This is a genomic window from Ruegeria sp. BG9 (assembly GCF_056538305.1).
This window is the reverse complement of sequence record NZ_JBQFSY010000001.1, coordinates 1-21,901: the sequence shown is the minus strand read 5'-3', so window position 1 is coordinate 21,901 and position 21,901 is coordinate 1. Positions and strand designations below refer to the sequence as shown.

25 protein-coding genes are annotated in these 21,901 nt (G+C 58.1%); 13 read left to right on the top strand and 12 right to left on the bottom strand.

The features are described from left to right. Positions 1 to 70: 70 nt before the first annotated feature. The 3 genes from ACR0I8_RS00125 (at position 71) to ACR0I8_RS00115 (ending at position 1,794) form a co-directional block, all read left to right on the top strand. Positions 71 to 961, top strand: a complete 891-nt coding sequence (locus ACR0I8_RS00125) for an SPFH domain-containing protein (protein WP_170688585.1) — start codon at positions 71 to 73, stop codon at positions 959 to 961. After that, positions 961 to 1,239, top strand: a complete 279-nt coding sequence (locus ACR0I8_RS00120; protein WP_170458086.1) for an NfeD family protein — start codon at positions 961 to 963, stop codon at positions 1,237 to 1,239. The genes ACR0I8_RS00125 and ACR0I8_RS00120 overlap by 1 nt, the downstream gene beginning before the upstream one ends. Positions 1,240 to 1,431: 192 nt before the next feature. After that, entirely contained in the window at positions 1,432 to 1,794 is a 363-nt protein-coding gene (locus ACR0I8_RS00115) for an SUF system Fe-S cluster assembly protein (RefSeq protein ID WP_170458085.1), read from the top strand. Between the two features lie 211 nt (positions 1,795 to 2,005). Here ACR0I8_RS00115 and ACR0I8_RS00110 read toward each other — a convergent pair whose 3' ends face one another. After that, complete coding sequence (locus ACR0I8_RS00110; RefSeq protein ID WP_480702604.1) at positions 2,006 to 2,344, bottom strand: hypothetical protein; 339 nt, start codon at positions 2,342 to 2,344, stop codon at positions 2,006 to 2,008. A 206-nt stretch (positions 2,345 to 2,550) separates the two neighbouring features. Between ACR0I8_RS00110 and ACR0I8_RS00105 the strand changes: the two genes are divergently transcribed. Then, positions 2,551 to 2,916, top strand: a complete 366-nt coding sequence (locus ACR0I8_RS00105; RefSeq protein WP_170467154.1) for a HesB/IscA family protein — start codon at positions 2,551 to 2,553, stop codon at positions 2,914 to 2,916. On the opposite strand, the gene ACR0I8_RS00100 is transcribed toward ACR0I8_RS00105, so the two are convergent. Continuing rightward, positions 2,913 to 3,824, bottom strand: coding sequence for an isopenicillin N synthase family oxygenase (locus tag ACR0I8_RS00100; protein ID WP_170688584.1), 912 nt, complete (start codon positions 3,822 to 3,824; stop codon positions 2,913 to 2,915). The two genes, ACR0I8_RS00105 and ACR0I8_RS00100, sit on opposite strands and share 4 nt — an antisense overlap. Before the next feature lie 127 nt (positions 3,825 to 3,951). On the opposite strand from ACR0I8_RS00100, the gene tpiA reads away from it, so the two are divergent. Then, positions 3,952 to 4,701: a triose-phosphate isomerase gene (tpiA, locus tag ACR0I8_RS00095; protein ID WP_419740153.1), complete on the top strand. Its 750-nt coding sequence runs from the start codon at positions 3,952 to 3,954 to the stop codon at positions 4,699 to 4,701. Between the two features lie 6 nt (positions 4,702 to 4,707). On the opposite strand, the gene ACR0I8_RS00090 is transcribed toward tpiA, so the two are convergent. The 7 genes from ACR0I8_RS00090 to ACR0I8_RS00060 form a co-directional block, all read right to left on the bottom strand. Continuing rightward, positions 4,708 to 5,019, bottom strand: a complete 312-nt coding sequence (locus ACR0I8_RS00090; protein ID WP_170373583.1) for a DMT family transporter — start codon at positions 5,017 to 5,019, stop codon at positions 4,708 to 4,710. A 155-nt stretch (positions 5,020 to 5,174) separates the two neighbouring features. Beyond that, positions 5,175 to 6,551 carry a TRAP transporter large permease gene (locus ACR0I8_RS00085; protein WP_170549035.1) on the bottom strand — a complete coding sequence of 459 codons (1,377 nt, stop codon included), beginning with the start codon at positions 6,549 to 6,551 and terminating at the stop codon, positions 5,175 to 5,177. Continuing rightward, positions 6,551 to 7,228 carry a TRAP transporter small permease gene (locus tag ACR0I8_RS00080; protein WP_170688583.1) on the bottom strand — a complete coding sequence of 226 codons (678 nt, stop codon included), beginning with the start codon at positions 7,226 to 7,228 and terminating at the stop codon, positions 6,551 to 6,553. Before ACR0I8_RS00080 ends, ACR0I8_RS00085 begins: the two co-directional genes overlap by 1 nt. A gap of 115 nt (positions 7,229 to 7,343) precedes the next feature. Continuing rightward, positions 7,344 to 8,345: a DctP family TRAP transporter solute-binding subunit gene (locus tag ACR0I8_RS00075; RefSeq protein ID WP_170641417.1), complete on the bottom strand. Its 1,002-nt coding sequence runs from the start codon at positions 8,343 to 8,345 to the stop codon at positions 7,344 to 7,346. A 355-nt stretch (positions 8,346 to 8,700) separates the two neighbouring features. Next, on the bottom strand, positions 8,701 to 9,930 hold the full coding sequence (locus ACR0I8_RS00070) for a sigma-54-dependent transcriptional regulator (RefSeq protein WP_480702602.1): 1,230 nt from the start codon (positions 9,928 to 9,930) through the stop codon (positions 8,701 to 8,703). Next, entirely contained in the window at positions 9,927 to 11,660 is a 1,734-nt protein-coding gene (locus ACR0I8_RS00065) for an ATP-binding protein (protein WP_170688582.1), read from the bottom strand. The genes ACR0I8_RS00070 and ACR0I8_RS00065 overlap by 4 nt, the downstream gene beginning before the upstream one ends. A gap of 266 nt (positions 11,661 to 11,926) precedes the next feature. Next, positions 11,927 to 12,406, bottom strand: coding sequence for an Lrp/AsnC family transcriptional regulator (locus ACR0I8_RS00060; RefSeq protein ID WP_170373577.1), 480 nt, complete (start codon positions 12,404 to 12,406; stop codon positions 11,927 to 11,929). A 141-nt stretch (positions 12,407 to 12,547) separates the two neighbouring features. Here ACR0I8_RS00060 and cobA point away from each other — a divergent pair, with 141 nt between their 5' ends. From cobA to infC, 7 genes are all read left to right on the top strand, one after another. Continuing rightward, positions 12,548 to 13,324: a uroporphyrinogen-III C-methyltransferase gene (gene cobA, locus ACR0I8_RS00055; RefSeq protein WP_170688581.1), complete on the top strand. Its 777-nt coding sequence runs from the start codon at positions 12,548 to 12,550 to the stop codon at positions 13,322 to 13,324. Continuing rightward, entirely contained in the window at positions 13,324 to 13,638 is a 315-nt protein-coding gene (locus ACR0I8_RS00050) for a DUF2849 domain-containing protein (RefSeq protein WP_170373575.1), read from the top strand. The genes cobA and ACR0I8_RS00050 overlap by 1 nt, the downstream gene beginning before the upstream one ends. 65 nt (positions 13,639 to 13,703) lie before the next feature. Next, positions 13,704 to 15,368 (top strand): nitrite/sulfite reductase, encoded by a 1,665-nt coding sequence (locus ACR0I8_RS00045; protein ID WP_170688580.1) that lies wholly within the window; start codon positions 13,704 to 13,706, stop codon positions 15,366 to 15,368. Continuing rightward, positions 15,358 to 16,119 (top strand): phosphoadenylyl-sulfate reductase, encoded by a 762-nt coding sequence (locus ACR0I8_RS00040; protein WP_170688579.1) that lies wholly within the window; start codon positions 15,358 to 15,360, stop codon positions 16,117 to 16,119. Before ACR0I8_RS00045 ends, ACR0I8_RS00040 begins: the two co-directional genes overlap by 11 nt. After that, positions 16,116 to 16,523, top strand: coding sequence for a DUF934 domain-containing protein (locus tag ACR0I8_RS00035; RefSeq protein WP_170373572.1), 408 nt, complete (start codon positions 16,116 to 16,118; stop codon positions 16,521 to 16,523). Before ACR0I8_RS00040 ends, ACR0I8_RS00035 begins: the two co-directional genes overlap by 4 nt. 106 nt (positions 16,524 to 16,629) lie before the next feature. After that, entirely contained in the window at positions 16,630 to 17,481 is an 852-nt protein-coding gene (locus tag ACR0I8_RS00030; protein ID WP_170688578.1) for a ferredoxin--NADP reductase, read from the top strand. Positions 17,482 to 17,597: 116 nt separating this feature from the next. Further along, a complete protein-coding gene (gene infC, locus ACR0I8_RS00025) occupies positions 17,598 to 18,188 on the top strand; it encodes a translation initiation factor IF-3 (RefSeq protein WP_480554529.1) in 591 nt (196 codons plus the stop codon). 54 nt (positions 18,189 to 18,242) lie between these two features. Here the strand turns inward: infC and ACR0I8_RS00020 are convergent, their stop codons facing one another. From ACR0I8_RS00020 to ACR0I8_RS00010, 3 genes are all read right to left on the bottom strand, one after another. After that, positions 18,243 to 18,632: a hypothetical protein gene (locus ACR0I8_RS00020; RefSeq protein ID WP_170688577.1), complete on the bottom strand. Its 390-nt coding sequence runs from the start codon at positions 18,630 to 18,632 to the stop codon at positions 18,243 to 18,245. A gap of 75 nt (positions 18,633 to 18,707) precedes the next feature. Then, entirely contained in the window at positions 18,708 to 20,024 is a 1,317-nt protein-coding gene (locus tag ACR0I8_RS00015) for an aspartate aminotransferase family protein (RefSeq protein WP_170688576.1), read from the bottom strand. Then, a complete protein-coding gene (locus tag ACR0I8_RS00010) occupies positions 20,021 to 20,773 on the bottom strand; it encodes a beta-keto acid cleavage family enzyme (RefSeq protein ID WP_170688575.1) in 753 nt (250 codons plus the stop codon). Before ACR0I8_RS00010 ends, ACR0I8_RS00015 begins: the two co-directional genes overlap by 4 nt. Before the next feature lie 176 nt (positions 20,774 to 20,949). Between ACR0I8_RS00010 and ACR0I8_RS00005 the strand changes: the two genes are divergently transcribed. Further along, entirely contained in the window at positions 20,950 to 21,762 is an 813-nt protein-coding gene (locus ACR0I8_RS00005) for a MurR/RpiR family transcriptional regulator (protein WP_480702599.1), read from the top strand. Positions 21,763 to 21,901: the final 139 nt, after the last annotated feature.

The window sequence follows — 21,901 nt, the reverse complement described above, 5'->3', positions numbered from 1 at the left end:
ATACCAGAGTTGAAATCGGGCGACTCAATCCCCAAATGTATACTATAGTACACAATAAAAGAGGACAGTTATGACAGAAGAGCAGATCATCGGATTGCTTTCGTCGAATATCATTTACCTGTTGGCCGCCATTCTGGTGGTGGTCGTCATTTTCAAAGGTATCAAAATCGTTCCCCAATCTGAGAAGTATGTGGTGGAGCGGTTCGGGCGCCTGCACTCGGTCCTTGGGCCGGGGATCAACTTTATCGTTCCGTTTCTGGATGTTGCGCGTCACAAGATATCCATTCTTGAGCGTCAGCTGCCCAATGCAACGCAGGACGCGATTACCAAGGATAACGTGCTGGTGCAGATCGACACCTCGGTCTTTTACCGCATTCTTGAGCCGGAAAAGACCGTCTACCGTATCCGCGATGTAGACGGTGCGATTGCGACCACGGTCGCAGGTATTGTGCGGGCTGAAATCGGCAAAATGGACCTGGATGAGGTCCAGTCGAACCGCGCGCAGTTGATTGCGCAAATTCAGGCCAGCGTAGAAACCGCTGTCGACGACTGGGGTATCGAAGTGACTCGGGCCGAGATTCTGGACGTGAACCTGGATCAGGCCACTCGCGATGCAATGCTGCAGCAGTTGAACGCCGAACGCGCGCGTCGCGCTCAGGTCACTGAGGCAGAAGGTCAGAAACGTGCGGTCGAGCTTCAGGCGGACGCAGAACTCTACGCGGCCGAGCAAAGTGCGAAGGCCCGTCGCATTGAGGCCGAAGCCGAAGCCTACGCAACCGGCGTTGTTGCCAAGGCCATTCAGGACAACGGCATCGAGGCCGCGCAGTACCAGGTCGCTCTGAAACAGGTGGAATCGCTGAACGCTCTGGGCAATGGTACAGGTAAGCAGACGATTGTCGTGCCGGCCAATGCGCTCGAGGCCTTTGGCGATGCGTTCAAGATGCTCAAAGGGGGCAAATGATGGCGGACCCGTTTTGGATGACGTGGTGGATCTGGATGGCGGGCGCTTTGGCGCTCGGCATTCTGGAGATCGTCCTGCCCGGGTTCATCTTTCTCGGGTTCGCCATCGGGGCGGCTGGCACCGGCCTGCTGCTTCTGATCCCGGGTCTTGCGCCCTCTCTGCCGGTTCTGATGCTGATCTTCGCGGTTTTGTCGCTGGTCGCGTGGCTGGCCCTGCGCAAGACCTTCGCGCACCCGCATGGGCAGGTGAAAACGTTTGAACATGATATCAACGACTAAAGCGTTTCGGGTTTACCTGAAACATCAAGCGACACGAATGTCCCGAGAACGCTGAAAGCGTGGCAGGGTATTCGTGTCACGGGTTAACCCAAAACGCTGCAAGCACAGGCAGCCCCCAAGAGTCATTGCACGACTGGACGCTGCCAGACCTGTTCCCTATATAAACACTCAGGCAACTGACCCGAGGCAAAGATGACTCACCCGAGTGAACAGTTAGAAGGCACACCCTTGATTGCGCCATCGAGCATTGAACACCCCCTGTATGACCAGGTGGTCGAAGCGTGCCGGACGGTCTTTGACCCGGAAATTCCGGTCAATATCTACGACCTGGGCCTGATCTATACGATCGACATCAAGGACGACAACGCCGTCAAGGTGATCATGACCCTGACCGCACCGGGCTGCCCCGTTGCCGGAGATATGCCCGGCTGGATCATGGAAGCCATCGAACCCGTTGCTGGCGTGAAGGAAGTCGACGTTGAACTGACCTGGGAACCGCCCTGGGGCATGGAGATGATGTCAGACGAAGCGCGGCTTGAACTGGGCTTTATGTAGCATCAGCACCCAACTAAGCCTTTGTCACAAAAGGTTAACCCGTCTGTTACCAAAGTGTAGAGCTACTGTCACAGTACTGCGGGACACATGCGGCGCACGTGTTTGCACTCCCAAACGCACTTGCACATGGGCCTGACTGGAAGACACCGCCCCCCATGGTACCGGCCCCGAAATTGGACCGCCCTTGCCCGAGGGCGGTCTTTTCTAAGCCCTAACTTACCCCACACTTGACCTTGATTTCATCCGATCGCGCATCGAGCTGCTTGATGTAGTCACCGGACAGCATCTTCAATCGCTTGTTCTCGGTCCCCGTCACCAAACCCAGCAATGCGCCTGCAGGAGTGATAGCGGCAACGCTTTCCAATTGCTTGTCCTCAGCATGTTTCTTCTCAGCCGCAATCGCGCGCAGATCGCCTTCGGCGGTTGCGCAGTTGATAGGATGTCGTTTCAGAGTTTCATCGGCAGTAGCTGGAACCGACAGGGCCACAAGACTCCCGCCAACCAAAAAAGTCCTTAAACACACCTTCACTTTACCTTCTAACCTATTCATTTTATTATATTCTCCCAAAAAAGATTTCTGATCTCAAGCGCGTGGCTGCGATCACCCAGAAACAGGCTATGCCTATCCTCAATGCGAAAGCAACACTGACACGGCTGTGCTTTCAGTATCAAATTTCATTTTCTAAGGGCGCTCTGACTTGAGCCTACTGAAAGACGACCCTAAATTACATCTATCGCGCGACGACGGAGACTCAGATGTTCGGCATCCCCGGCAAACAAGCCGTGACCATGACGCCCAAAGCGGCAGAGCAGATCACCCGCCTGATGAAGTCTGGCGGCCATGCTGGTCTGCGCATCGGCGTGAAAAAAGGTGGTTGCGCGGGCATGGAATATACCATGGACTACGTTGATGAAGCCGATCCCCATGACGAAGTTGTGGAGCAAGACGGCGCGCGCGTAATGATTGCCCCGATGGCGCAGATGTTCCTGTTCGGTACCGAAATCGACTACGAGGTTTCGCTGCTGGAATCCGGGTTCAAGTTCAAAAACCCCAATGTTGTCGACGCCTGCGGCTGCGGCGAATCCATCAAGTTCGACGAAACCCTCGCCCAGCAATCCTAACTGGCGTTCAAGTGCACGTAGGTCTCGTTGTAGCGCCGTGTCAGGTGCTCTCCGGCCGTGATCACCTGATCTGACGTCGGAGGCGCCACATTCGTGTGGTAGGACGGGTTGAAGAACAGCGGGACCGAGATCCTCTCATTCGTGCCGCCAACTACACGATGCTCGGTCGCTTTGACGCGACCGGCGGTCCAGAATTCCAGCATCTCGCCGAAATTGATGATGAACACGCCCGGTTCGGCCTCGACCTTTTCCCAGCTGCCATCGGGCATCCGCACCTCAAGCCCCGCAGTGCCATCTGTTGCCAGAAGGGTAAGGCAGCCATAGTCGGTATGCGCGCCTATTCCGAAATCCTTCTCTCCGGCCCAATCTGGGCGCTGCGGGTAATAGTTGCCGCGCAGCAACGCCATGGGCGTGTCAAAAGCGTCGTCAAAACTGTCCGAGCCGCGCCCCAGAGCGACCGCAATTGCGCGCAGAACGCGCATCGCGACATCGCAGGCGTCGGTGTAATAGGACTGCACAGCCTCGCGGAACCCCTCGGGCTTCGCAGGCCAAAGGTTGGGCGCATAGACGCTAAGATTTTCGGCGCGATATCGGTTTTCGGGCGGCAGCTCAAAGCCGCAATCGAACACTTCCTTGAAATCGGGATTTGCGTTTGGATCGACCTGTTCGGATTTCGGCGCGCCCCAACCTCGGTTCGAGCCAGTTGACGCCATATCAACCGACTTTTTCTCCTGCTCAGGCAAATAGAAAAAGGCGCGGTAGGCCTCAATCACGTGCTGAACCCGCTCAGCGCCAAGCCCGGTGTTGCCGACGGTCAGAAACCCCACCTGCCCGACGGCCCGCAGCAATCTGGCAAGCTCATCAATGTCCTGATTGTCCAATTTTTCAAGGTTGAGTTTGTCGATCATGGCGCCCTCGGAATCGCTGCGCGGACCCTGCCTTTCCGGTACCGGAACTGCAACCGGAATTGTAAGGCCGGACCAAGGGTGATATCGCATGGAAAAACCTCAAGATAGCGACAAGGGAGACGCGGAGATGCGGCGCAAACTGGCGGCTGGAAACTGGAAAATGAACGGAACCAGCGCGGCGCTGAGCGAGTTGGACGCGCTCGCCGCGAAGCACCCCTCGCCCAGCGTCGATGTGCTGATCTGTCCGCCTGCCACGCTGCTGCACCGGGCCGCGGAACGCACCCAAGGCACGGGCGTTGCCGTCGGTGGACAGGATTGCCACTCCGCACCCTTGGGCGCGCATACCGGCGATACCAGCGCCGAGATGCTGAAAGACGCCGGAGCTGCGGCCGTGATCCTGGGCCATTCCGAACGGCGCGAGGACCATGGCGAGCAGAACGAAGATGTGCGCGCCAAGGCCAACGCCGTGATGGAGGCTGGCCTCCAGGCGATCATCTGCGTCGGCGAAAGCCTTGAGCAGCGCGAGGCCGCCAACACGCTGGACATCATCGGAGGTCAGATGTCGGGGTCGATCCCGGACCGCTCCACCGGTGAGAACCTGATTGTCGCCTATGAGCCGATCTGGGCCATCGGCACCGGCAAGGTTCCGACATTGGACGAGATCGGAGAGGTCCATGACTTCATCCGCGCACGGCTTGAGCGCCGTTTCGGCGAGGGCGTCGGGCGCTCGGTGCGTCTGCTCTATGGCGGTTCGGTCAAACCGTCCAACGCGGCCGAAATTTTTGGTGTATCCAATGTGGATGGCGCGTTGGTCGGTGGGGCCAGCCTAAAAGCAGCCGATTTCTCGGGCATCGTTGAAGCGCTGGAAACCGCCTGAGGGCCCTCAGGCCAGTTTCATCGTGATTAGGCCCGCGACAATGAGAACCGCTGCGCAGATACGCGTGGCGGTCACGGCTTCACCCAGAAACATGATGCCAACCAGAAATGCACCCACTGCGCCAATACCTGTCCAGATCACATAAGCCGTCCCCAGAGGCAGGGTTCGCATCGCAAGCGCCAGCAACGCGAAGGACCCGATCATCGACACGCCCATCACAGCCGTGGGCCACAGCCGCGTGAAACCGGCCGATTGCTTCATGGCAACGGCCCAGACAATTTCCAGCAGGCCGGCAAGTAAAAGAAAAATCCAGGACATTGAGGACCCCTTTCGGATATTCGGGTCGTCCCGAATGAGCACCCTTCGTGGGGAGGTCGTCCTCTGACGCTCTAGCTAAGCATTCGCGACCCAACTTCAAGGCATGAAAAAAACCGGGCGAGAAAACTCGCCCGGTTCGCACTCGTTAACCAACCTTAGTTGGTTATGATTTCTGGCCCCATGAAGGTGTTGGGCAGGAAGGTCGATATCCACGGGATGTATGTCACCATGATCAGGAAGACGAACAGCACAGCCAGGAACGGCAGCGCGGCCTTCACAACGCCCATCATCGGCATCCCGGCTACGCCCGAGGTCACGAACAGGTTCAGCCCGACCGGAGGTGTGATCATCCCGATCTCCATGTTGACGACCATGATGATGCCCAGATGGATCGGATCGATGCCCAACTCAATCGCAATTGGGAACACCAGAGGCGCCACGATCACCAGCAGGCCCGAAGGCTCCATGAACTGACCGCCGATCAGCAAAATCACGTTCACCACGATCAGGAAGGTCACCGGACCCAGCCCTGCGGACAGCATGGCGCTGGCGATATGTTGCGGCACTTGTTCATCCGTCAGCACGTGCTTGAGGATCAGCGCGTTGGCGATCACGAACAACAGCGTGACGGTCAGCTTGCCGGCCTCGAACAGCGTGTGCTTGGTATCAGGGTGGAAGAAAGCCGTGAGCAACGCATAGGGCTTTTTCAGCAGCGACAGGTTCTGCGTGCCTTCCTCGGTGCTGAGCGGCCCCATATCCTTGTAGACAAAGCTCGCGATAAAGAAGGCATAGACAGCCGCCACTGCAGCAGCCTCCGTCGGGGTGAAGATGCCCCCATAGATTCCACCGAGGATGATCACGATCAGGAACAGGCCCCAACCGGCTTCACGGGCGGAGACAAAGATCTCACCCCAGCCCTTCCAATCGCCCTTGGGCAGGTTCTTGACCTTGGCCATGACGTAAATGGTGATCATCAACATCAAACCAGCCATCAGGCCAGGGATGACCCCCGCAAGGAACATACGCCCGACCGAGACCTCAACGGCGGCCGCATAGACAACCATCACAATCGAAGGCGGGATCAGGATACCCAGCGTACCGGCGTTACAGATCACACCAGCGGCGAATTCCTTTGAGTAGCCCACTTGACGCATCCCTGCGATGACAATTGAGCCGATGGCCACAACAGTCGCAGGGGACGACCCTGAAAGCGCTGCGAACAACATACAAGCGAAGACGCCCGCAATCGCCAGACCTCCCGGAAGGTGTCCCACACAGGCAATCGAGAAACGGATGATCCGCCTCGCGACACCTCCGGTCGTCATGAAGGACGACGCGAGGATGAAGAACGGGATTGCCAGCAGGGTAAAATGCCCCTCGAACGCCTCGAACAATGTGCCCGCAACCGAAGCCAGAGAGCTGTCGGAATAGATCAGCAGGAACAGGGTCGAGCTGAGGCCAAGTGCCACCGCAATCGGAACCCCGATCAGTAGCAGGCCGATGACCATGGAAAATAGAAGTACAACGTCCATTAGTCATGCTCTCCTTGCTGCGCACGAACCTCTTCGATCTCGTCCTCAACCTCGTGACTGGCGACCAGACGGTCCGCCTCACCCCGCCAGATCTGCACAGCGACCTGCGCAAAGCGGATCACCAGCAGCAACAACGACAGCGGTAGGATGAAGTAAGGAACAACTTTGGGCAGCTTTTCGTAATATTCGCCGTAGTTGATCAAGTCCTCGAGAAAGCGGAAAGGCGCGATCATCGGGATATCGTCAACCTCGTAAAAGCTCTGACTGCGCGCGTCGAAGTTCAGACCCGTGGGAAACCAGCGTCCCGAGGTTGGCGGCAGATCCGCGAAGACAGCCCAATAGTCATATGACCCCTTCAGCAACAGCAGCGAAAACGCCAGACAACAGGCTACCGAGATCAGCGCTAGAATTCGACGCGGCGCAGGGGCCAGCATGTTCAGGATGGCATCAACGCCCAGATGGGCGTGTTTCTTGACGGCGTAGGACGCCCCCAAAAGCACCAGCCATCCAAACAGGAAGACCGTAAGCTCAAGCGCCCACAGGATATTCGAGTTGAAGAAGAACCGCGCGATCACGTTGGCAAAGGTCACGGCCGTCATCAGGCCAAGCAACACCGCGATCAGGGTTTCTTCGATATGGTCGACCAGCCCAGTCGGGCCGGATTTCGCACCAGACATCTATCTGTCCCCACATTTTTTATGATGATGAGAGTGTTGGGGCGGGCCTTTGTTTGGCCCGCCCGGCCTGCGCGCAGATTACTCCCCAGTCCCCAGCGCGCGGCCTGAACCGGGATCAGAACCCAGCGTTAATGGCCTGAGCGGCGTCGATCTTGTCCTGACCGACGTCATCCGCGAACTGGTCCCAAACCGGTTTCATTGTGTCGACCCAGGCCTGACGCTGTTCGGGCGTCAGCTGACGAATGATGCCACCCGCTTCGGTGATCGAGGCCTTGGCGGCTTCGTTCACGGCAAAGGCTTCTTTGTTACGGGTCTCGGTGACCTCAGCCAGAATGGTCAGGAATTGGTCACGCACTTCGGGGTCGAGGCTGTCCAGCCAGTCCACCGAGGTCACGACCAGATAGTCGATGATGCCATGGTTGGTCTCGGTGATGCCGTCCTGCACCTCAAAGAACTTCTTGCCGTAGATGTTGGACCAGGTGTTCTCCTGCCCGTCGACAACGCCCTGTTGCAGCGCGCCATAGACTTCAGAGAACGCCATTTTCTGCGGGCTGCCACCGATGGCTTCCATCTGCGCGACCAGCACGTCCGAGGACTGCACGCGGAATTTCAAACCATCTGCATCGGCAGGCGTTTCCAGCGGTTTGTTCGCCGACATCTGCTTCATGCCATTGTGCCAGAACGCCAGCCCTTGCAGACCGCGGCGTTGCATGCTGTCCTTCATTGCCTGACCGGCATCCGAGGCCTGGAAGGCATCTACTGCGTCAATGTTCTTGAACATGAACGGCAGGTCGAAGAGGCGGAACTGCTTGGTGAACTTTTCGAACTTGGACAGCGAGGGTGCGGCCAGCTGGACGTCGCCCTGAAGCATCGCCTCAAGAACCTTGTCATCATTGTAGAGCGTCGAGTTCGGATAGACCTCCATGCACATAACGCCCTGCATCTCGTCATTGACGCGCTGTTCCAGCAGCGAGGCAGCGATACCTTTGGGGTGCTTGTCTGTGTTCGTCACATGCGCGAACTTTACGACGATCTCACCATCGTCACACGCAGCCATGCCCGCCGTCGCCGTTACCGTCAAAGCCAGCGCTGTGGCTGCTGTTGTTAGGAATTTCATCTGTTTTCCTCCCAGACTTCCTCGAATTGTCTCATCGGCCCCATCTCGGCACCGTATGGACGGCAGTGAACAGACTGCTTCACGGTGAAACAACAATTTGTAACAGACTTTGGGATGTCAGGATTTATCTATTTAAAACAGCGTATTAAAACCTAAATTTAAAACACGGAATTTGACCATGATCGCACATGTGCGAAATCCCGCACATCTCTCTACGACGCTGTGCGGAATCCCGCACAGTTTTTCGAATCACCCCCGAATCGCTCTAGCACCACCCGCAGTCCGCCTTGGCGGACTGCTTGGCCCAACAGCTTTAACCGCATGCAAATGCGGGTAAAGCTGGCGGGAGGGCCTCCTATCGCCGGTAATCCTCGGGCCGAATCTGATACCGCGCCAGTTTGTCGTAGAACGTCTTGCGCGGCAGCTTCAGCGCCTTCGCCGCGTCCGAGGCCTTGCCGTTGTGCCGCCCCAACGCAGCGATCAGCAACGATCGTTCCACCCGTGCCATCTGCTCGTTCAAGCCCAGATCCGTCGCCTGTGCAACCTCCTCGGGCATTCCCAAAACAAACCGCATGGCCGACGACATCAAAGAGCGCGCATTGCCCGGCCAATCGCCGGCCATCAACGCCGCAAGATGCTCGGACGACACGTCTGGTTCAGGAATCCCTGCCTGCTCGGCGGCCTGCGCGACATAGTGACGAAACAGGGTCGGGATATCCTCGGGGCGCTCTGCCAGAGACGGAATGCGCACGCGCATCACATCCAAACGGTAGTAGAGATCCGCGTTGAACCGGCCCTCGGCAGAGATCGCAGACAGGTCGGAGGTCGTGCCCGCAATAATCCGCGCGCCCGCACCGCGCTCGATCACATCCAACGCTTCATACTGAGTAGCCTGCGGCATCACCGATATCTCGTCCAGAAACAGGGATCCGCCCTTGGCATCTTCGCAGGCTTGGGCGAATTCCTGAACGCTCAATCCGGCCGCCGCGCGTTTGACGAACGGTCCCTGCCCAACGGGCGACATCAGATGCACAACCTCGGCGACTTTGGAAATCCCGCTGCCCGCCGGACCGGTGACCAGAACCTCGGCTCCAGTCGGAGCAACACTGCGCACCCGCTCACGCAAGGCCTCTGCCTGAGGGGACAGCCCGAACAAAAGTCGCGCCGCGGGGTCTCCGCGTTCCAGCTCTGATTTTAACGCGCGTTGTTGGATGATACGCGCGCGGGCGTCAAACGCCCGGTCGAGCACCGCCAGAAGGTCCGCCGCGGCACAGGGTTTCTCCAGAAAGTCGAAGGCCCCCTGCCCCATGGCCTGAACCGCCATCGGAATGTCACCCTCACCCGTCAGCAAAACCACCGGCAACTCCGGGTCGATTTCTTGCGCGTAGCTGAGCAGATGAAACCCATCCCTCCCGGGCATACGGATATCTGACAGGATAACACCTGGAAAACCAGCCCGAATGTGGTCTTTGGCGGCCACAAAAGACCCCGCCGCGATCGGTTGATACTCGGCCAGTTCGAGGGTCTGGGCCAGCGCCTCGCGCACCGCAGCGTCGTCATCCACCAACAAAACGACCCGAGTCATGCCGCCTGTTCCTTCTCACAGGGTTCAAGCTCGACCGTGAACTCTGCCCCTTCTTCCGTGTTGATCCCACGGATGTTGCCCCCGAAGCTCTGGACCAGACCGTAGGATATCGAAAGTCCAAGCCCCATCCCTTCGGAAGAGCCAACGGCCTTGGTCGAATAAAACGGCTCGAACAGCTTTTCCGTGTTCTCGATGCCCGGCCCGATATCCCGCACAGTAACCGAGAGTCTTTCACCCGGATGAATCGCGATCTGAATGCGGCGGTCTTCTTGTTGGCTCATTGCATCGGCTGCGTTGTTGATCAGGTTCACAAAAACCTGCACCAAACGGACCTCGCCGCCCCACGCAAAGACAGGATGTTCGGGCGCGGACCAGTCCAACGAGACATTTTCGGAACGCAGCCGAGCTTCGGTCAACTCGACAGCAGCGTTCAGAACCTGCACCAGATCCACACGGCCCATCGGTTCGCTTTCATTGCGAGCAAACGCGCGTAGGTTCTTGATGATCCGCGCCATACGCGCCGCCATTTGGGAAATTCGACCCAGATTTTCCGCGGCCTTCTCGGACTTCCCCCGCTCCATAAAGGCTGAGCCATTGTCGGCAAATTGCTGGATCGCCATCAAAGGCTGGTTCAATTCATGGCTGATCCCAGCGGACATCTGTCCCAGAGCGCTCAGCTTACCAGCCTGAACAAGATCGGCCTGCGCGCGTTTTAGGGCGGCTTCGGCCTCCTGCCGCTCTGTGACCTCGCGGCGCAGCGCAGCGTTTGCTTTCGTCAGATCTTTAGTGCGTTTTGCCACACGGGTTTCCAGCACTGCGTTTGCCTCTGTCAGCGTACGCCGCCGTTCGGTCGCCAGAAATAACAACGCGCCAAAAGCCAAACAGAGGGCTGCGACTGTCGCGGCCTGCAAACCCGCCAGTCGCCGGGCCGGAGCAACATCCATCAAGACCTCACCAGTCATGCCGATGACCGGCAATTCCTTGACAAGATGCAAAGCCCTGCGCGGCAGATATGGACTCCAATCCAGCGTCCAGAGTTCATATGGCCCCAAGCGCCGCGCCTGAAAAGAAACCGTCTCACCATCCGGAGGGGTCAAGCCAACCTCCTCACCCACGCGTTGCCACATCAGCAATTCCAACCGGTTCGAAATGAAGACCAGTCCGGAATGATCAACAAAGAACACCGCTTCGGTGCTGCCGCGCCAAGTTTGCTCAATGTCCTCAACGTCAGCTATCACGATCAAAGCCCCAATCACCGCTCCGTTCTCATCGAAATCGGGTGCGGCATAGGTGAATATGCGATCGCCGGGGCCCGGCAGGATACCATGTGCGCTCCCTAGCGCGCCTTGCATGGCGCGTATGAAGGCTGGATTGTCTAGGACCGAGCCTGTGACGCCTTCATGTGCAGACGCCAGAACCGTCCCGGACCGGTCGGCATAAAGAACGTCGACCGCCGCCGTTTTATCCGAGACCTCCAACAGCAATGCCTGCGCGGTGGCGCGTCCGGATAGTGTATCCAGATCCTCAAGCACTGGGTGGCTGGCCATCAGCACCGCCAGTTCCTGATAAACCTGCAACTGCGTGGTTAACCGATCTGCCGCAAGATCCAAATCTGCCTCGGCCTTTTCGCTGAGTTGAAACACAGCCTGCCGGTAGCCATAGGACCATACAGTCGAAGACAAAACTCCGACCATCAGTAGAAATCCGGCAATGACCAAAATACGCTGCATGTCCTACGGTCTTGCATTGGCGGCGTCTTATGGCAAGTCTGCACAACTTCCAAAAAGCTTCGTGCCAGATTGCATCCCGCCGCAAAGACGAAATAAATCAGCCTCCGGGCGGGCAAAAGATTCAAGAAAACCGCGCTACCGCGCGATGCCTCCGGCGGGGATATTTAGGGCCAGATGAAGCATGGGATCCTTTATTCATCTGGCTAAAAATACCTCGGGGGGGTCGCCCCTTCAGGGGCGGCGGGGGCAGCGCCCCCAATCTATTGCTAGCTCTCCACCAAAGCGTTGAGAGGCAGCATCGTGGTCGACTTGATCTCTTCCATCGACAAAAGTGCGGTCACGTTGTGAACACGCACCTCTGATATCAGCTGTTGGTAGAACTGATCATAGGCGCGGGCATTCTTGACCCTCACTTTCAGGATGTAATCAATGTCCCCTGCCAGCCGATGGGCCTCTTGGACTTCGGGTTGATCACGCAGCGCCTTCAGGAATTTGCGCTGCCATTCGGCCTCATGCTCAGAGGTCCGGATCAAGACGAAGAACGTGGCCTCAAAACCAAGAGCTTCGGCATCGAGCAAAACGGTCTGCTGACCGATGATGCCGGCCCCCTTCAACTTGCGGATTCGATTCCACACAGGCGTCTTGGAACTGCCGACCTGCGCCGCTATTTCGTCCAGAGATTGGCTGGCATCGCGCTGCAGTTCAGCCAGAATTTTCCGATCTGTGTCATCTATTCGCACCGACATTCCAATTTTCCTTGCGTTTCGAAACCAGCGTTCCAAAATTTAAACCCATGAGAACGAATGTTCTTATTTGACGCGACATATGGCGCGATACCGGGAATATTTCCTATATATCAGGATAAGTCAAACCAACTGGAACAGAAGATGACGCAGTCGGAGTCACAAAAAAACTTAGGGCACGTCGATTTTGTCGGCGCAGGACCCGGTGATCCGGATTTGCTCACGCTCATGGCGGTCAAAGCCTTTGAGCGGGCAGATGTCGTACTGCATGATCGCCTAATCAGCGCAGAGGTTCTGAAACTGGCTGGTCAGTCCGCAATTCTGGTCGATGTTGGCAAGGCCGGTTTCGGGCCTTCGTGGAAACAGGAAGACATCGACGCACTGCTTGTTTCTTACGCCCTTGAGGGCCAACGTGTTGTGCGCTTGAAATCAGGCGATCCGACCGTCTTCGGGCGTCTGGACGAAGAGATTGAGGCCGTCGCGGCCGCAGGTATCGCGTGGCAGATCGTACCGGGTATCACTGCGGCCTCTGCTGCCGTGGCCGGGATCGGTCAAAGCCTGACACGGCGCGGTCGCAACTCCTCGGTTCGGTTTCTGACCGGCCACGATATGAAAGGGTTCGCGGATCACGACTGGGCGGCCCTCGCGCGCCTGGGATCAGTTGCGGCGGTCTATATGGGCAAGAAATCAGCACGGTTCGTTCAAGGCCGCCTGATCATGCACGGCGCCGACCGACAGACACCTGTGACGCTGATCGAGAACGCCTCGCGCCCCGGCCAACGCATTCTGGAAACCAATCTGGACCGTCTGCCAAAAGATCTGGCTGCTGCCGAGATGGAAGGCCCAGCCCTTATGTTTTATGGCCTGGCTCCGCGCCAAGCGGCTCAGGCCCTGACCGAATTCAAAAAGGAGCATGCCTGATGGCCCGCGCTTTTACCCCCAAAGTCGTCACCGCCAACGATCTGCTCGAAGGCGATGTGATTTATCAGACCGAAGATGACCGCTGGTCGCGTGAACTGTCCGAGGCCGAGCTGATCACCGATGAGGCCCATGCGCAGGTCCGTTTGCTGGACGCCGCGCGTCAGGCGAACAAGATCGTCGGTGCGTATCTGGCCGATGCCGTGGCTGGTGAAAACGGCCCCGAACCCACCCATTTCCGAGAGGAGTTCCGCCGCACCGGACCCTCGAACTATGCCCATGGCAAGCAGGAAACACAGTCGCAGCCCCGGGCCTGACCTCCGGCCCCTTTCTCCCCATTTAGGCCCCAAGGTTTCGGGGCTGCATTTAAGGACAGCTACACATGTATCGCTACTCCGAGTTTGACACAGCATTCCTGGCCGAGCGCAATCGTCAGTTCCGCGCACAGGTCGAACGCCGCATCGACGGCTCGCTGACTGAAGATGAGTTCAAGCCGCTGCGCTTGATGAACGGCCTGTATCTGCAGCTGCACGCCTATATGCTGCGCGTTGCCATTCCCTATGGCACGCTGTCCAGCGCGCAGATGCGCCAACTGGCCCTGCTGGCTGAGAAGTGGGACAAAGGCTATGGCCATTTCACCACCCGTCAGAACATCCAGTACAACTGGCCGAAACTGAAAGACGTGCCGGATATGCTGGACGCGCTGGCTGAGGTGGGCATGCACGCCATCCAGACCTCGGGCAACACCATCCGCAACGTGACCGCCGACCATTTCGCCGGTGCCGCTGCGGATGAGGTCGCCGACCCGCGCCCCTATGCCGAACTGCTGCGCCAGTGGTCGACCGACCATCCGGAATTCCAGTTCATGCCGCGTAAGTTCAAGATCGCCATCACCGGCTCGGAAAACGACCGCGCCGTGATCAAAGCGCATGATATCGGCCTTCAACTGGTCGAACGTGACGGCGTTCTGGGCGCCCGCGTGATCGTGGGCGGTGGCCTGGGCCGGACCCCGATGATCGGCAAGGAACTGTCCGATTTCGTCGCTTTTGACGACCTGTTGGCTTACCTCGAAGCCACCGTTTCCGTGTGGAACCAGATCGGTCGCCGTGACAACAAGTATAAGGCACGCATTAAAATCACCGTGCACGAACATGGCATCGACGCCATCCGTGCCAAGGTCAACGAACGCTTCCTGAAGGTTCGCCCACAGTTCAAAGGCGCCGACATGGCGCTGCTGGAAGAGATCAAGGGCCATTTTGCGGCCCCTGCCTTCCGCGAAGGTTCGGTTGCTTCCTTTGAGTCCGCCTATACCAATGATCCGGTCTTCCGGTCGTGGGTCGACACCAACATCGCGCCTCATAAAAACGCGGACCACGCGATCGTCACGATCTCGGTCAAGAAGCACGGCGCAACGCCGGGTGATGCGACTGCCGAGCAGATGCGCGTGATGGCCGATCTGGCCGAAGAGTTCGCCTATGACGAGCTGCGCATCAGCCACGAGCAAAACGTGATCCTGCCGCATGTCCACAAATCGGACCTGCCCGCAATCCACGCGAAGCTGAAAGAATATGAACTGGCCACCGCCAATATCGGCCTGATCAGCGACATCATCGCCTGCCCCGGCATGGATTACTGCGCGCTGGCGACGGCCCGCTCGATCCCGGTGGCGCAGGAAATCGCAACCCGTTTCGACGAACTGAAGCTGGAACATGATATTGGCCACCTGAAGATCAAGATCTCAGGCTGCATCAACGCATGTGGTCACCACCACGTGGGCCATATCGGTATCTTGGGTCTGGATCGCGCAGGCGTCGAGAACTACCAGATCACTCTGGGCGGCGACGGCACCGAGACCGCGGCCATTGGCGACCGCACGGGACCGGGCTTTGCCTATGATGAGATCGTTCCGGCCGTCGAGCGCATTGTCGACACCTATCTGAACCAGCGGGAGAGCGCTGAAGAAACCTTCCTGGACACCTACCGCCGCGTCGGTATGGCGCCCTTCAAGGCTGCACTCTACCCCGAGGCACAGGCCAATGCCGCTTGACCTGATCCAAACGGAACTGGGTAAAGACCGCGCTGAACTGACCGAAAAGGTCACCGCGTTGAACGCCCGGTTCCGCCATCACTCGGCGCATGATGTCATGCACGGAGCGATTGAGGAAATCGATGATCTGGCTCTGGTTTCAAGCTTTGGGGCCGAGTCGGTTGTTCTGTTGCACATGGCTGCCGTTGTCGACCAGATGACGCCGGTCCTGTTTGTTGACACCATGATGTTGTTTGCGGAAACGCTTGAATATCAACAGGAAGTCAGCGAGCGCCTCGGCCTGAAGAACGTCAAGATCATCCGCGCCGAGGATGAGGACATTCAGCGTGAGGACCCCTATGGCGCACTGCGTCTGCGGGATACGGACGCGTGCTGCAACCTGCGAAAGACTTTCCCGCTGCAACAGGCCCTGACCGGCTATTGCGGTTGGATCACCGGTCGCAAGCGGTTTCAGGCGGGCACCCGCGCCGCGCTCGAGTTCTTTGAGGTCGAGGACGGCACAGGCCGGATCAAGGTCAACCCGCTGGCCCATTGGGCGCCCGAGGACGTGCGCGCCTATATGGACGAAAACAACCTGCCCCGCCATCCGCTGGTGGCCAAAGGCTATCCCTCGATCGGTTGTGCGCCCTGCACTTCGCCGGTCAAGGAAGGCGAAGACCCGCGCGCCGGACGTTGGCGCGACCAGAACAAAGAAGAATGCGGCATCCATTTTGTCGATGGCAAAATGGTGCGCGCCGGAGAGAAAACATGAACGTAATCGTATCGGATGAGGGGTTCTCCCCTGATGACTGGACCGACGGCTTTGTCACGCTTGAGGACGCGGCCAATGATGTTGTGGCGCTTGATGTGGCCTCGGACACCGACCCCGATGAGCTGGTCGAGCGCCTTGGCAATGCACAGATGGTGCGGGTGGACTTCCCGTCCTCGGCGGATGGTCGCGGTTTCACCATTGCCCGCGTGCTGCGCCTGAAAGGCTATACGGGCCGTTTGCGCGCCAAAGGGCACGTTCTGGCCGATCAATACGCCATGGCCCGCCGCAGCGGCTTTGACGAGGTCGAGATCGACGACGCCCTCGCCTCGCGCCAGCCCGAAGATCAGTGGTTGGCTCGCGCCAACTGGGAAGAAAACAACTATCAGGCTCGCCTGCGGGGCTGACCCCGCCATCGCCAGCTTGTGACACGAAAGGGGCATTTCGCCCCTTTTCCTGACTTGGATCAAAGATTAAACGGAGATGTCGGTTTAGCAGACCGATAGCGAAACGATGACAGAGATGAAGCCCGTGAGTGAAGCAACCGCCGTAAAGGCCCCCGTTCTGCCGGACGCCCAGACCGTGACCGAGGTCAAACACTGGACCGACAGCCTGTTCTCGTTCCGGGTGTCGCGCCCTGCGACGCTGCGCTTCCGCTCGGGTGAGTTCGTGATGATCGGCCTGATGGGCGATCCTGATCCGAAAACCGGTCGGCAGAAACCGCTGCTGCGCGCCTATTCGATTGCGTCTCCGTCCTGGGACGAAGAGCTGGAGTTCTACTCGATCAAGGTACAGGATGGCCCGCTGACCTCGAAGCTGCAGCACATCCAGCCCGGCGATCAGATCATCCTGCGGCCCAAGCCCGTGGGCACACTGGTGCATGACGCCCTGCTTCCCGGCAAACGCCTGTGGTTCTTCGCCACTGGCACCGGCTTTGCCCCCTTCGCCTCGCTGCTGCGCGAGCCTCAGACCTATGAGGACTATGACGAGGTGATCATCACCCACACCTGCCGCGAAGTGGCCGAGCTGGAATATGGCCGCCAGTTGATCGAGAACATCCGTCAGGACGAAATGCTGGCCGAGCTGATGGGCGAAGGCTTTGCCGACAAGATTCGTTACTACCCAACAACGACTCGGGAAGAGAGCCCAAAGATGGGCCGCATCACCAACCTGCTGAAAGACGGCACCGTGTTTTCCGATCTGGGGATCGAAGGCGGTATCAAGCCGGAAACCGACCGTGCGATGGTCTGCGGTTCGCTGGCCTTCAACCTGGACATCAAGGAAATCCTCGAGGAATTCGGCCTGCGCGAAGGTGCAAACTCGGAGCCCAAAGAGTTCGTGATCGAAAAAGCATTTGTCGGCTGATCAACTTGTTTGGCCGGGTCCATGGGGTCCCGGCCAGCAGTTTCCTGTGTTCAATCATGGGAAATTCCAGTCTTTAAGCCTTTATGCTGCTTGAAACACTGCGCGCACCCGTCTAAATTCCCACCTCGAAATTCTGCAATCATCAAAGGAATGAACCCATAGCTCGCAGACCCCACAACGCGCCGCCGCAGAGAGACACTGGCCCGCGCGTCAATGAAAAGATACGTGCCCCCGAAATCCGCCTGATTGGTGCCGAAGGTGAAAATGTCGGGGTGGTTCATCCCGCCAAAGCCATGCAACTTGCCGCCGATGCCGGCCTTGACCTGGTCGAGATCTCGCCCAACGCGAACCCGCCGGTCTGCAAGATCATGGACTTTGGCAAGTTCAAGTACGAACAGCAGAAACGCGAAAGCGAAGCCCGCAAGAAACAAAAGATCATCGAGGTGAAAGAGGTCAAATTCCGACCCAACACCGACACTCATGACTATGAAGTCAAAATGAAGAACGTCTATAAGTTTCTGGAAAAGGGCGACAAGGTTAAAGTCACCCTGCGCTTCCGTGGCCGTGAGATGGCGCACCAGAACCTGGGCCGGGAACTGCTAGAGCGCGTCGCCGAAGACATCAAGGAACTGGGCAAGGTTGAGAATATGCCCAAGATGGAAGGCCGTCAGATGATCATGATGATCGGTCCGCTGCCGCAGAAGTAACTCGGCCTATCACCGCAAATTCCCAAGCCCCTTCGATCTCCGAAGGGGCTTATTTCATCCTGGCTTTCGGCTGCGCATCCAATGGGCCGCATCCCGCACGTCGAAAACCAACGAGATGACATCGACAATCAACAGCAGCCACAGGTACCGAACATAGTTGGGGTTGAGCGTTTCTGCAGCGCTCAGAAGTCCCACCACTACAATCACCAGCGGAACCCAGCACAGGAGATGCGGAAGGGCCATCGCCCCGCTCATCCCGCGCGCGGCCATCATGATCGGCAGGTTCAACGCCATTCCCGTGATCGCAAGAGCGGCAATCAATACCCCCTGCGGCTGGTCCAGAAAGAACAGCGGCATCAGGTTGACCGGAACCAAAATCACGGCGACCCAGATTTGCACCCAAAGGGGTAACCCTCGGAAACTCAGCCAAATATCCTGCACCATATGGTCGCGACCTTTTTTCAGTTCTCACCAAACTTAGCGAAACTGCGTGGCGCGAAAATGGCTGTCACGGGATTGTCAGATCACAGCTGCGATCGCCCCGCCAAGCTTGGCGACAAGCTCGTCCATCTGCTCCTCTTCGATGATGAAGGGCGGAGCCAGCAGGATATGATCACCGGCCTTGCCGTCTCGCGTTCCCGACATCGGATAGCAGATCAACCCTTCGGCCATCGCAGCCTTTTTGATCTTTGCAGCTACTCCCAACGTCGGATCGAACGGAGTTTTGCTTTCGCGATCCGCGACCAGTTCAATACCGCGAAACAGGCCCCGACCACGGATATCGCCAACATGGGCGTGCTGACCAAAAGCCGCTTCCAGCGCTGACTGAAGCTTATCCCCCATCACACCGGCCCGGGCGGGCAGGTCTCGACTGGTCAACTCACGAACCACCGCCAAAGCCGCTGCCGTTGCCACCGGATGGCCAATATAGGTATGACCATGCTGGAAAAAGCCCGAGCCTTGTTGGATCGCATCATAGATTTTGTCCGTGCAGAGCATCGCTCCAATCGGTTGATATCCAGCCCCCAACCCTTTGGCGATGCACAGAATATCCGGTGCGACGACGTCGTGGTCGCAAGCATACAGATGCCCGGTACGCCCCATTCCACACATCACTTCATCAAGGATCAGCAGAACCCCGTATTGGTCACAAATCTCGCGAATACGCTTGAAATACCCCTCGACCGCCGGAACAGCACCGAGGGTCGCCCCGACAACCGGTTCTGCCATAAACGCCATGACGGTTTCCGGCCCAAGACGTAGGATCTCCTGCTCCAACTCATTCGCGACGCGTTGACCGTAGTCAAAGCTGCTCTCATCCGCGGGCTTTTCTGCGTACTCATAACACGCCGCGATATGGGTCATCTCGATCAACATCGGCGCGAACTGTGCCCGCCGCCACGCATTGCCGCCAGCAGACAGCGCACCCAGCGTATTGCCGTGATAGCTTTGGCGACGCGCGATCACATGGCGACGTTCAGGCTGACCGATCTCAAGTAAGTACTGGCGCGCTAGTTTGATGGCCGCCTCGGTCGCCTCGGAGCCGCCGGACACGAAATACACCCGGTCCAGATCGCCCGGCGCATGCTGTATCAACAGATCGGCCAACTCTTCCGCCGGTTCAGAGGTCATGAAACCGCTATGGGCAAAGGCGATCTGTTCAACCTGTTGCTGCACCGCTTCGATCACCGCGTGGTTGGAGTGCCCCAAACAAGACACGGCCGCATCGCCACAATCCAGATAGCGTTTGCCGTCGGCATCAATCAGGTAACACCCGTCGCCGCCTGCCGCGATGGGTAGCTCGGCCTTGGTGTGGCGCGGAAACACATGGCTCATTCTTGTTCTCCTTTGATCAACGACACGAGTGCTGCAACCGATGCCGCGTTATTCGCCCAGCTTTGACCCGAGGAATCCGTCAGGCTGTTCTCAAACCCGACGCGCACATCTCCGCCCTGCCGCGCGGCCTTCAGCAAACACGCATGTTCCTGTGTGCCAAACGCGCAGAGCATCCACGGGCCACCCTCCTGCGGAAACTGATCCAGATCATCAGGCGCAGATTCCTGCCCCGTCGCATACCGGCCCAAAACAAACAGGCGATCCAACTGCCCGGCCCTCACAACGCCTTCAGCCTGTAGTCGCGCCAACAAGGCCGCGTCCTCAGCATCATAGAGGATATGTTGAACGCGCGTCCCCTGATCATGGCACAGCCCGTAAACCCGATCTGCTATCTCCGCGACTTCGCGCACAGAAATCGACGCCCAAGTGGGGCGCACCTGCCGCAAGCACTCGAATTGAGCCTCTGCGTCATAGACCCCTGCGGCCTCGGTCGTGATCTGAACCTCCAGACCGGGCAACTGCTGGCGCAACTCACCTAGGGCTTCACGATACAGCCCCGCATCCAAAGAGTGCCGCCCCTCCGAATCCCGGACATGCAGATGCAGCCCGTCCGCTCCGGCCGCGTGGCAGTCATGCGCGGCTTGAAGAGTTTCCTGCAAGCTCACCGGTAGCTGAGGATGATCCGCATGCCCGCGCCGCGCCCCATTGGGGGCAACAAGCACATAGGGTTTTCCTGCTTCGGACGTCATGAAACTCTCCGTTCTGTTTGGGTTCGATCTACGCCCATACAGTTCGTTTTCAATTGGCTATCTTAAAAACATATGTTTTCTTCTTTTTTATGACCGACGCCCTAGGCCCCCTGATCTCTGCTCTCCGGCAATCAATCGACCAAATGCCGCCGCAACTACAAGCGGCAGCCAAATATGTGATAGACCATCCGGGAGACTTTGGCCTCGACCCGATCCGCACGACCGCAACGAAGATCGGTGTCAGCTCAAACGTTCTTGTCCGCCTCGCCCAGCGGATGGGCTTTGATAGCTACAACGCCTTGCGCAAACCCTTTCGACATGCCCTAGTCACAGATGGTGAGACCCGCTTGGATCGGGATTGGTTGAGCGAGGAGCGAACAGACCCTTCGTTCGACCCCGCTCAGGCTGAGTTTGCGCGCAATGAAATGAACGTTGTGGCAAGATCCCTACGTTTGATGGATCCGGTGAAAACAAACGCCGTGATACAGCTTATTCTAGGCGCAAATCGCTGCTTTATAACAGCGACGCGCGCAAGCTATGCGCTCGCCCATTACTTCCACTATGCAGGCCGCATGGCCCATCCGGGCTTGCAACTCATCCCGCGTCACATGGGGTCCGCAACCGACGATCTGCTGGATGCGGGGCCGGAGGATTGTTTGCTGGCCATAACCGTTCGTCCCTATTCGTCCGAGACGATCCGAACCATGCGCTTCGCGGCGGACCGAGGTTTGAAGATCATCCTGATCTCGGACAGCGACATGATCGCGCCGGGTATTCGCCCGGACCTGAGCCTGCAAATCAGCACGCGCTCGATGCACCACTTCTCTAGCTTTTCCGGAGCGATGGCCGTTCTGGAATGCCTGCTCAGCCACCTATTCGCAGCCGGCGGAGAAAACGCCCTGCGCCGCGTGGAAGCCTATGAGAAAACACGCGAAGACACCGGCGCCTATTGGCAGCCTGCAAAGCTCCCAAAAGTTAGAAAATCATAGCAAAAGCCCCAGGGTTTTGCCCGGGGCTTTAGGGTTTATTGTTTCTGTGGTTACAAGCAGTCTTGGACGGCGCGTTTTGTCATGACGCTGACGAGATGCGCGCGGTAGGTTTTGCTGCCGTGCAGGTCGGCGATCATGT

Excerpts from the sequence above, each read along its gene's own strand:
- ACR0I8_RS00125 (WP_170688585.1), top strand. The coding sequence starts at position 71 with ATGACAGAAGAGCAGATCATCGGATTGCTTTCGTCGAATATCATTTAC.
- ACR0I8_RS00120 (WP_170458086.1), top strand. The coding sequence starts at position 961 with ATGGCGGACCCGTTTTGGATGACGTGGTGGATCTGGATGGCGGGCGCT.
- ACR0I8_RS00115 (WP_170458085.1), top strand. The coding sequence starts at position 1,432 with ATGACTCACCCGAGTGAACAGTTAGAAGGCACACCCTTGATTGCGCCA.
- ACR0I8_RS00110 (WP_480702604.1), bottom strand. The coding sequence starts at position 2,344 with ATGAATAGGTTAGAAGGTAAAGTGAAGGTGTGTTTAAGGACTTTTTTG.
- ACR0I8_RS00105 (WP_170467154.1), top strand. The coding sequence starts at position 2,551 with ATGTTCGGCATCCCCGGCAAACAAGCCGTGACCATGACGCCCAAAGCG.
- ACR0I8_RS00100 (WP_170688584.1), bottom strand. The coding sequence starts at position 3,824 with ATGATCGACAAACTCAACCTTGAAAAATTGGACAATCAGGACATTGAT.
- tpiA (WP_419740153.1), top strand. The coding sequence starts at position 3,952 with ATGCGGCGCAAACTGGCGGCTGGAAACTGGAAAATGAACGGAACCAGC.
- ACR0I8_RS00090 (WP_170373583.1), bottom strand. The coding sequence starts at position 5,019 with ATGTCCTGGATTTTTCTTTTACTTGCCGGCCTGCTGGAAATTGTCTGG.
- ACR0I8_RS00085 (WP_170549035.1), bottom strand. The coding sequence starts at position 6,551 with ATGGACGTTGTACTTCTATTTTCCATGGTCATCGGCCTGCTACTGATC.
- ACR0I8_RS00080 (WP_170688583.1), bottom strand. The coding sequence starts at position 7,228 with ATGTCTGGTGCGAAATCCGGCCCGACTGGGCTGGTCGACCATATCGAA.
- ACR0I8_RS00075 (WP_170641417.1), bottom strand. The coding sequence starts at position 8,345 with ATGAAATTCCTAACAACAGCAGCCACAGCGCTGGCTTTGACGGTAACG.
- ACR0I8_RS00070 (WP_480702602.1), bottom strand. The coding sequence starts at position 9,930 with ATGACTCGGGTCGTTTTGTTGGTGGATGACGACGCTGCGGTGCGCGAG.
- ACR0I8_RS00065 (WP_170688582.1), bottom strand. The coding sequence starts at position 11,660 with ATGCAGCGTATTTTGGTCATTGCCGGATTTCTACTGATGGTCGGAGTT.
- ACR0I8_RS00060 (WP_170373577.1), bottom strand. The coding sequence starts at position 12,406 with ATGTCGGTGCGAATAGATGACACAGATCGGAAAATTCTGGCTGAACTG.
- cobA (WP_170688581.1), top strand. The coding sequence starts at position 12,548 with ATGACGCAGTCGGAGTCACAAAAAAACTTAGGGCACGTCGATTTTGTC.
- ACR0I8_RS00050 (WP_170373575.1), top strand. The coding sequence starts at position 13,324 with ATGGCCCGCGCTTTTACCCCCAAAGTCGTCACCGCCAACGATCTGCTC.
- ACR0I8_RS00045 (WP_170688580.1), top strand. The coding sequence starts at position 13,704 with ATGTATCGCTACTCCGAGTTTGACACAGCATTCCTGGCCGAGCGCAAT.
- ACR0I8_RS00040 (WP_170688579.1), top strand. The coding sequence starts at position 15,358 with ATGCCGCTTGACCTGATCCAAACGGAACTGGGTAAAGACCGCGCTGAA.
- ACR0I8_RS00035 (WP_170373572.1), top strand. The coding sequence starts at position 16,116 with ATGAACGTAATCGTATCGGATGAGGGGTTCTCCCCTGATGACTGGACC.
- ACR0I8_RS00030 (WP_170688578.1), top strand. The coding sequence starts at position 16,630 with ATGACAGAGATGAAGCCCGTGAGTGAAGCAACCGCCGTAAAGGCCCCC.
- ACR0I8_RS00020 (WP_170688577.1), bottom strand. The coding sequence starts at position 18,632 with ATGGTGCAGGATATTTGGCTGAGTTTCCGAGGGTTACCCCTTTGGGTG.
- ACR0I8_RS00015 (WP_170688576.1), bottom strand. The coding sequence starts at position 20,024 with ATGAGCCATGTGTTTCCGCGCCACACCAAGGCCGAGCTACCCATCGCG.
- ACR0I8_RS00010 (WP_170688575.1), bottom strand. The coding sequence starts at position 20,773 with ATGACGTCCGAAGCAGGAAAACCCTATGTGCTTGTTGCCCCCAATGGG.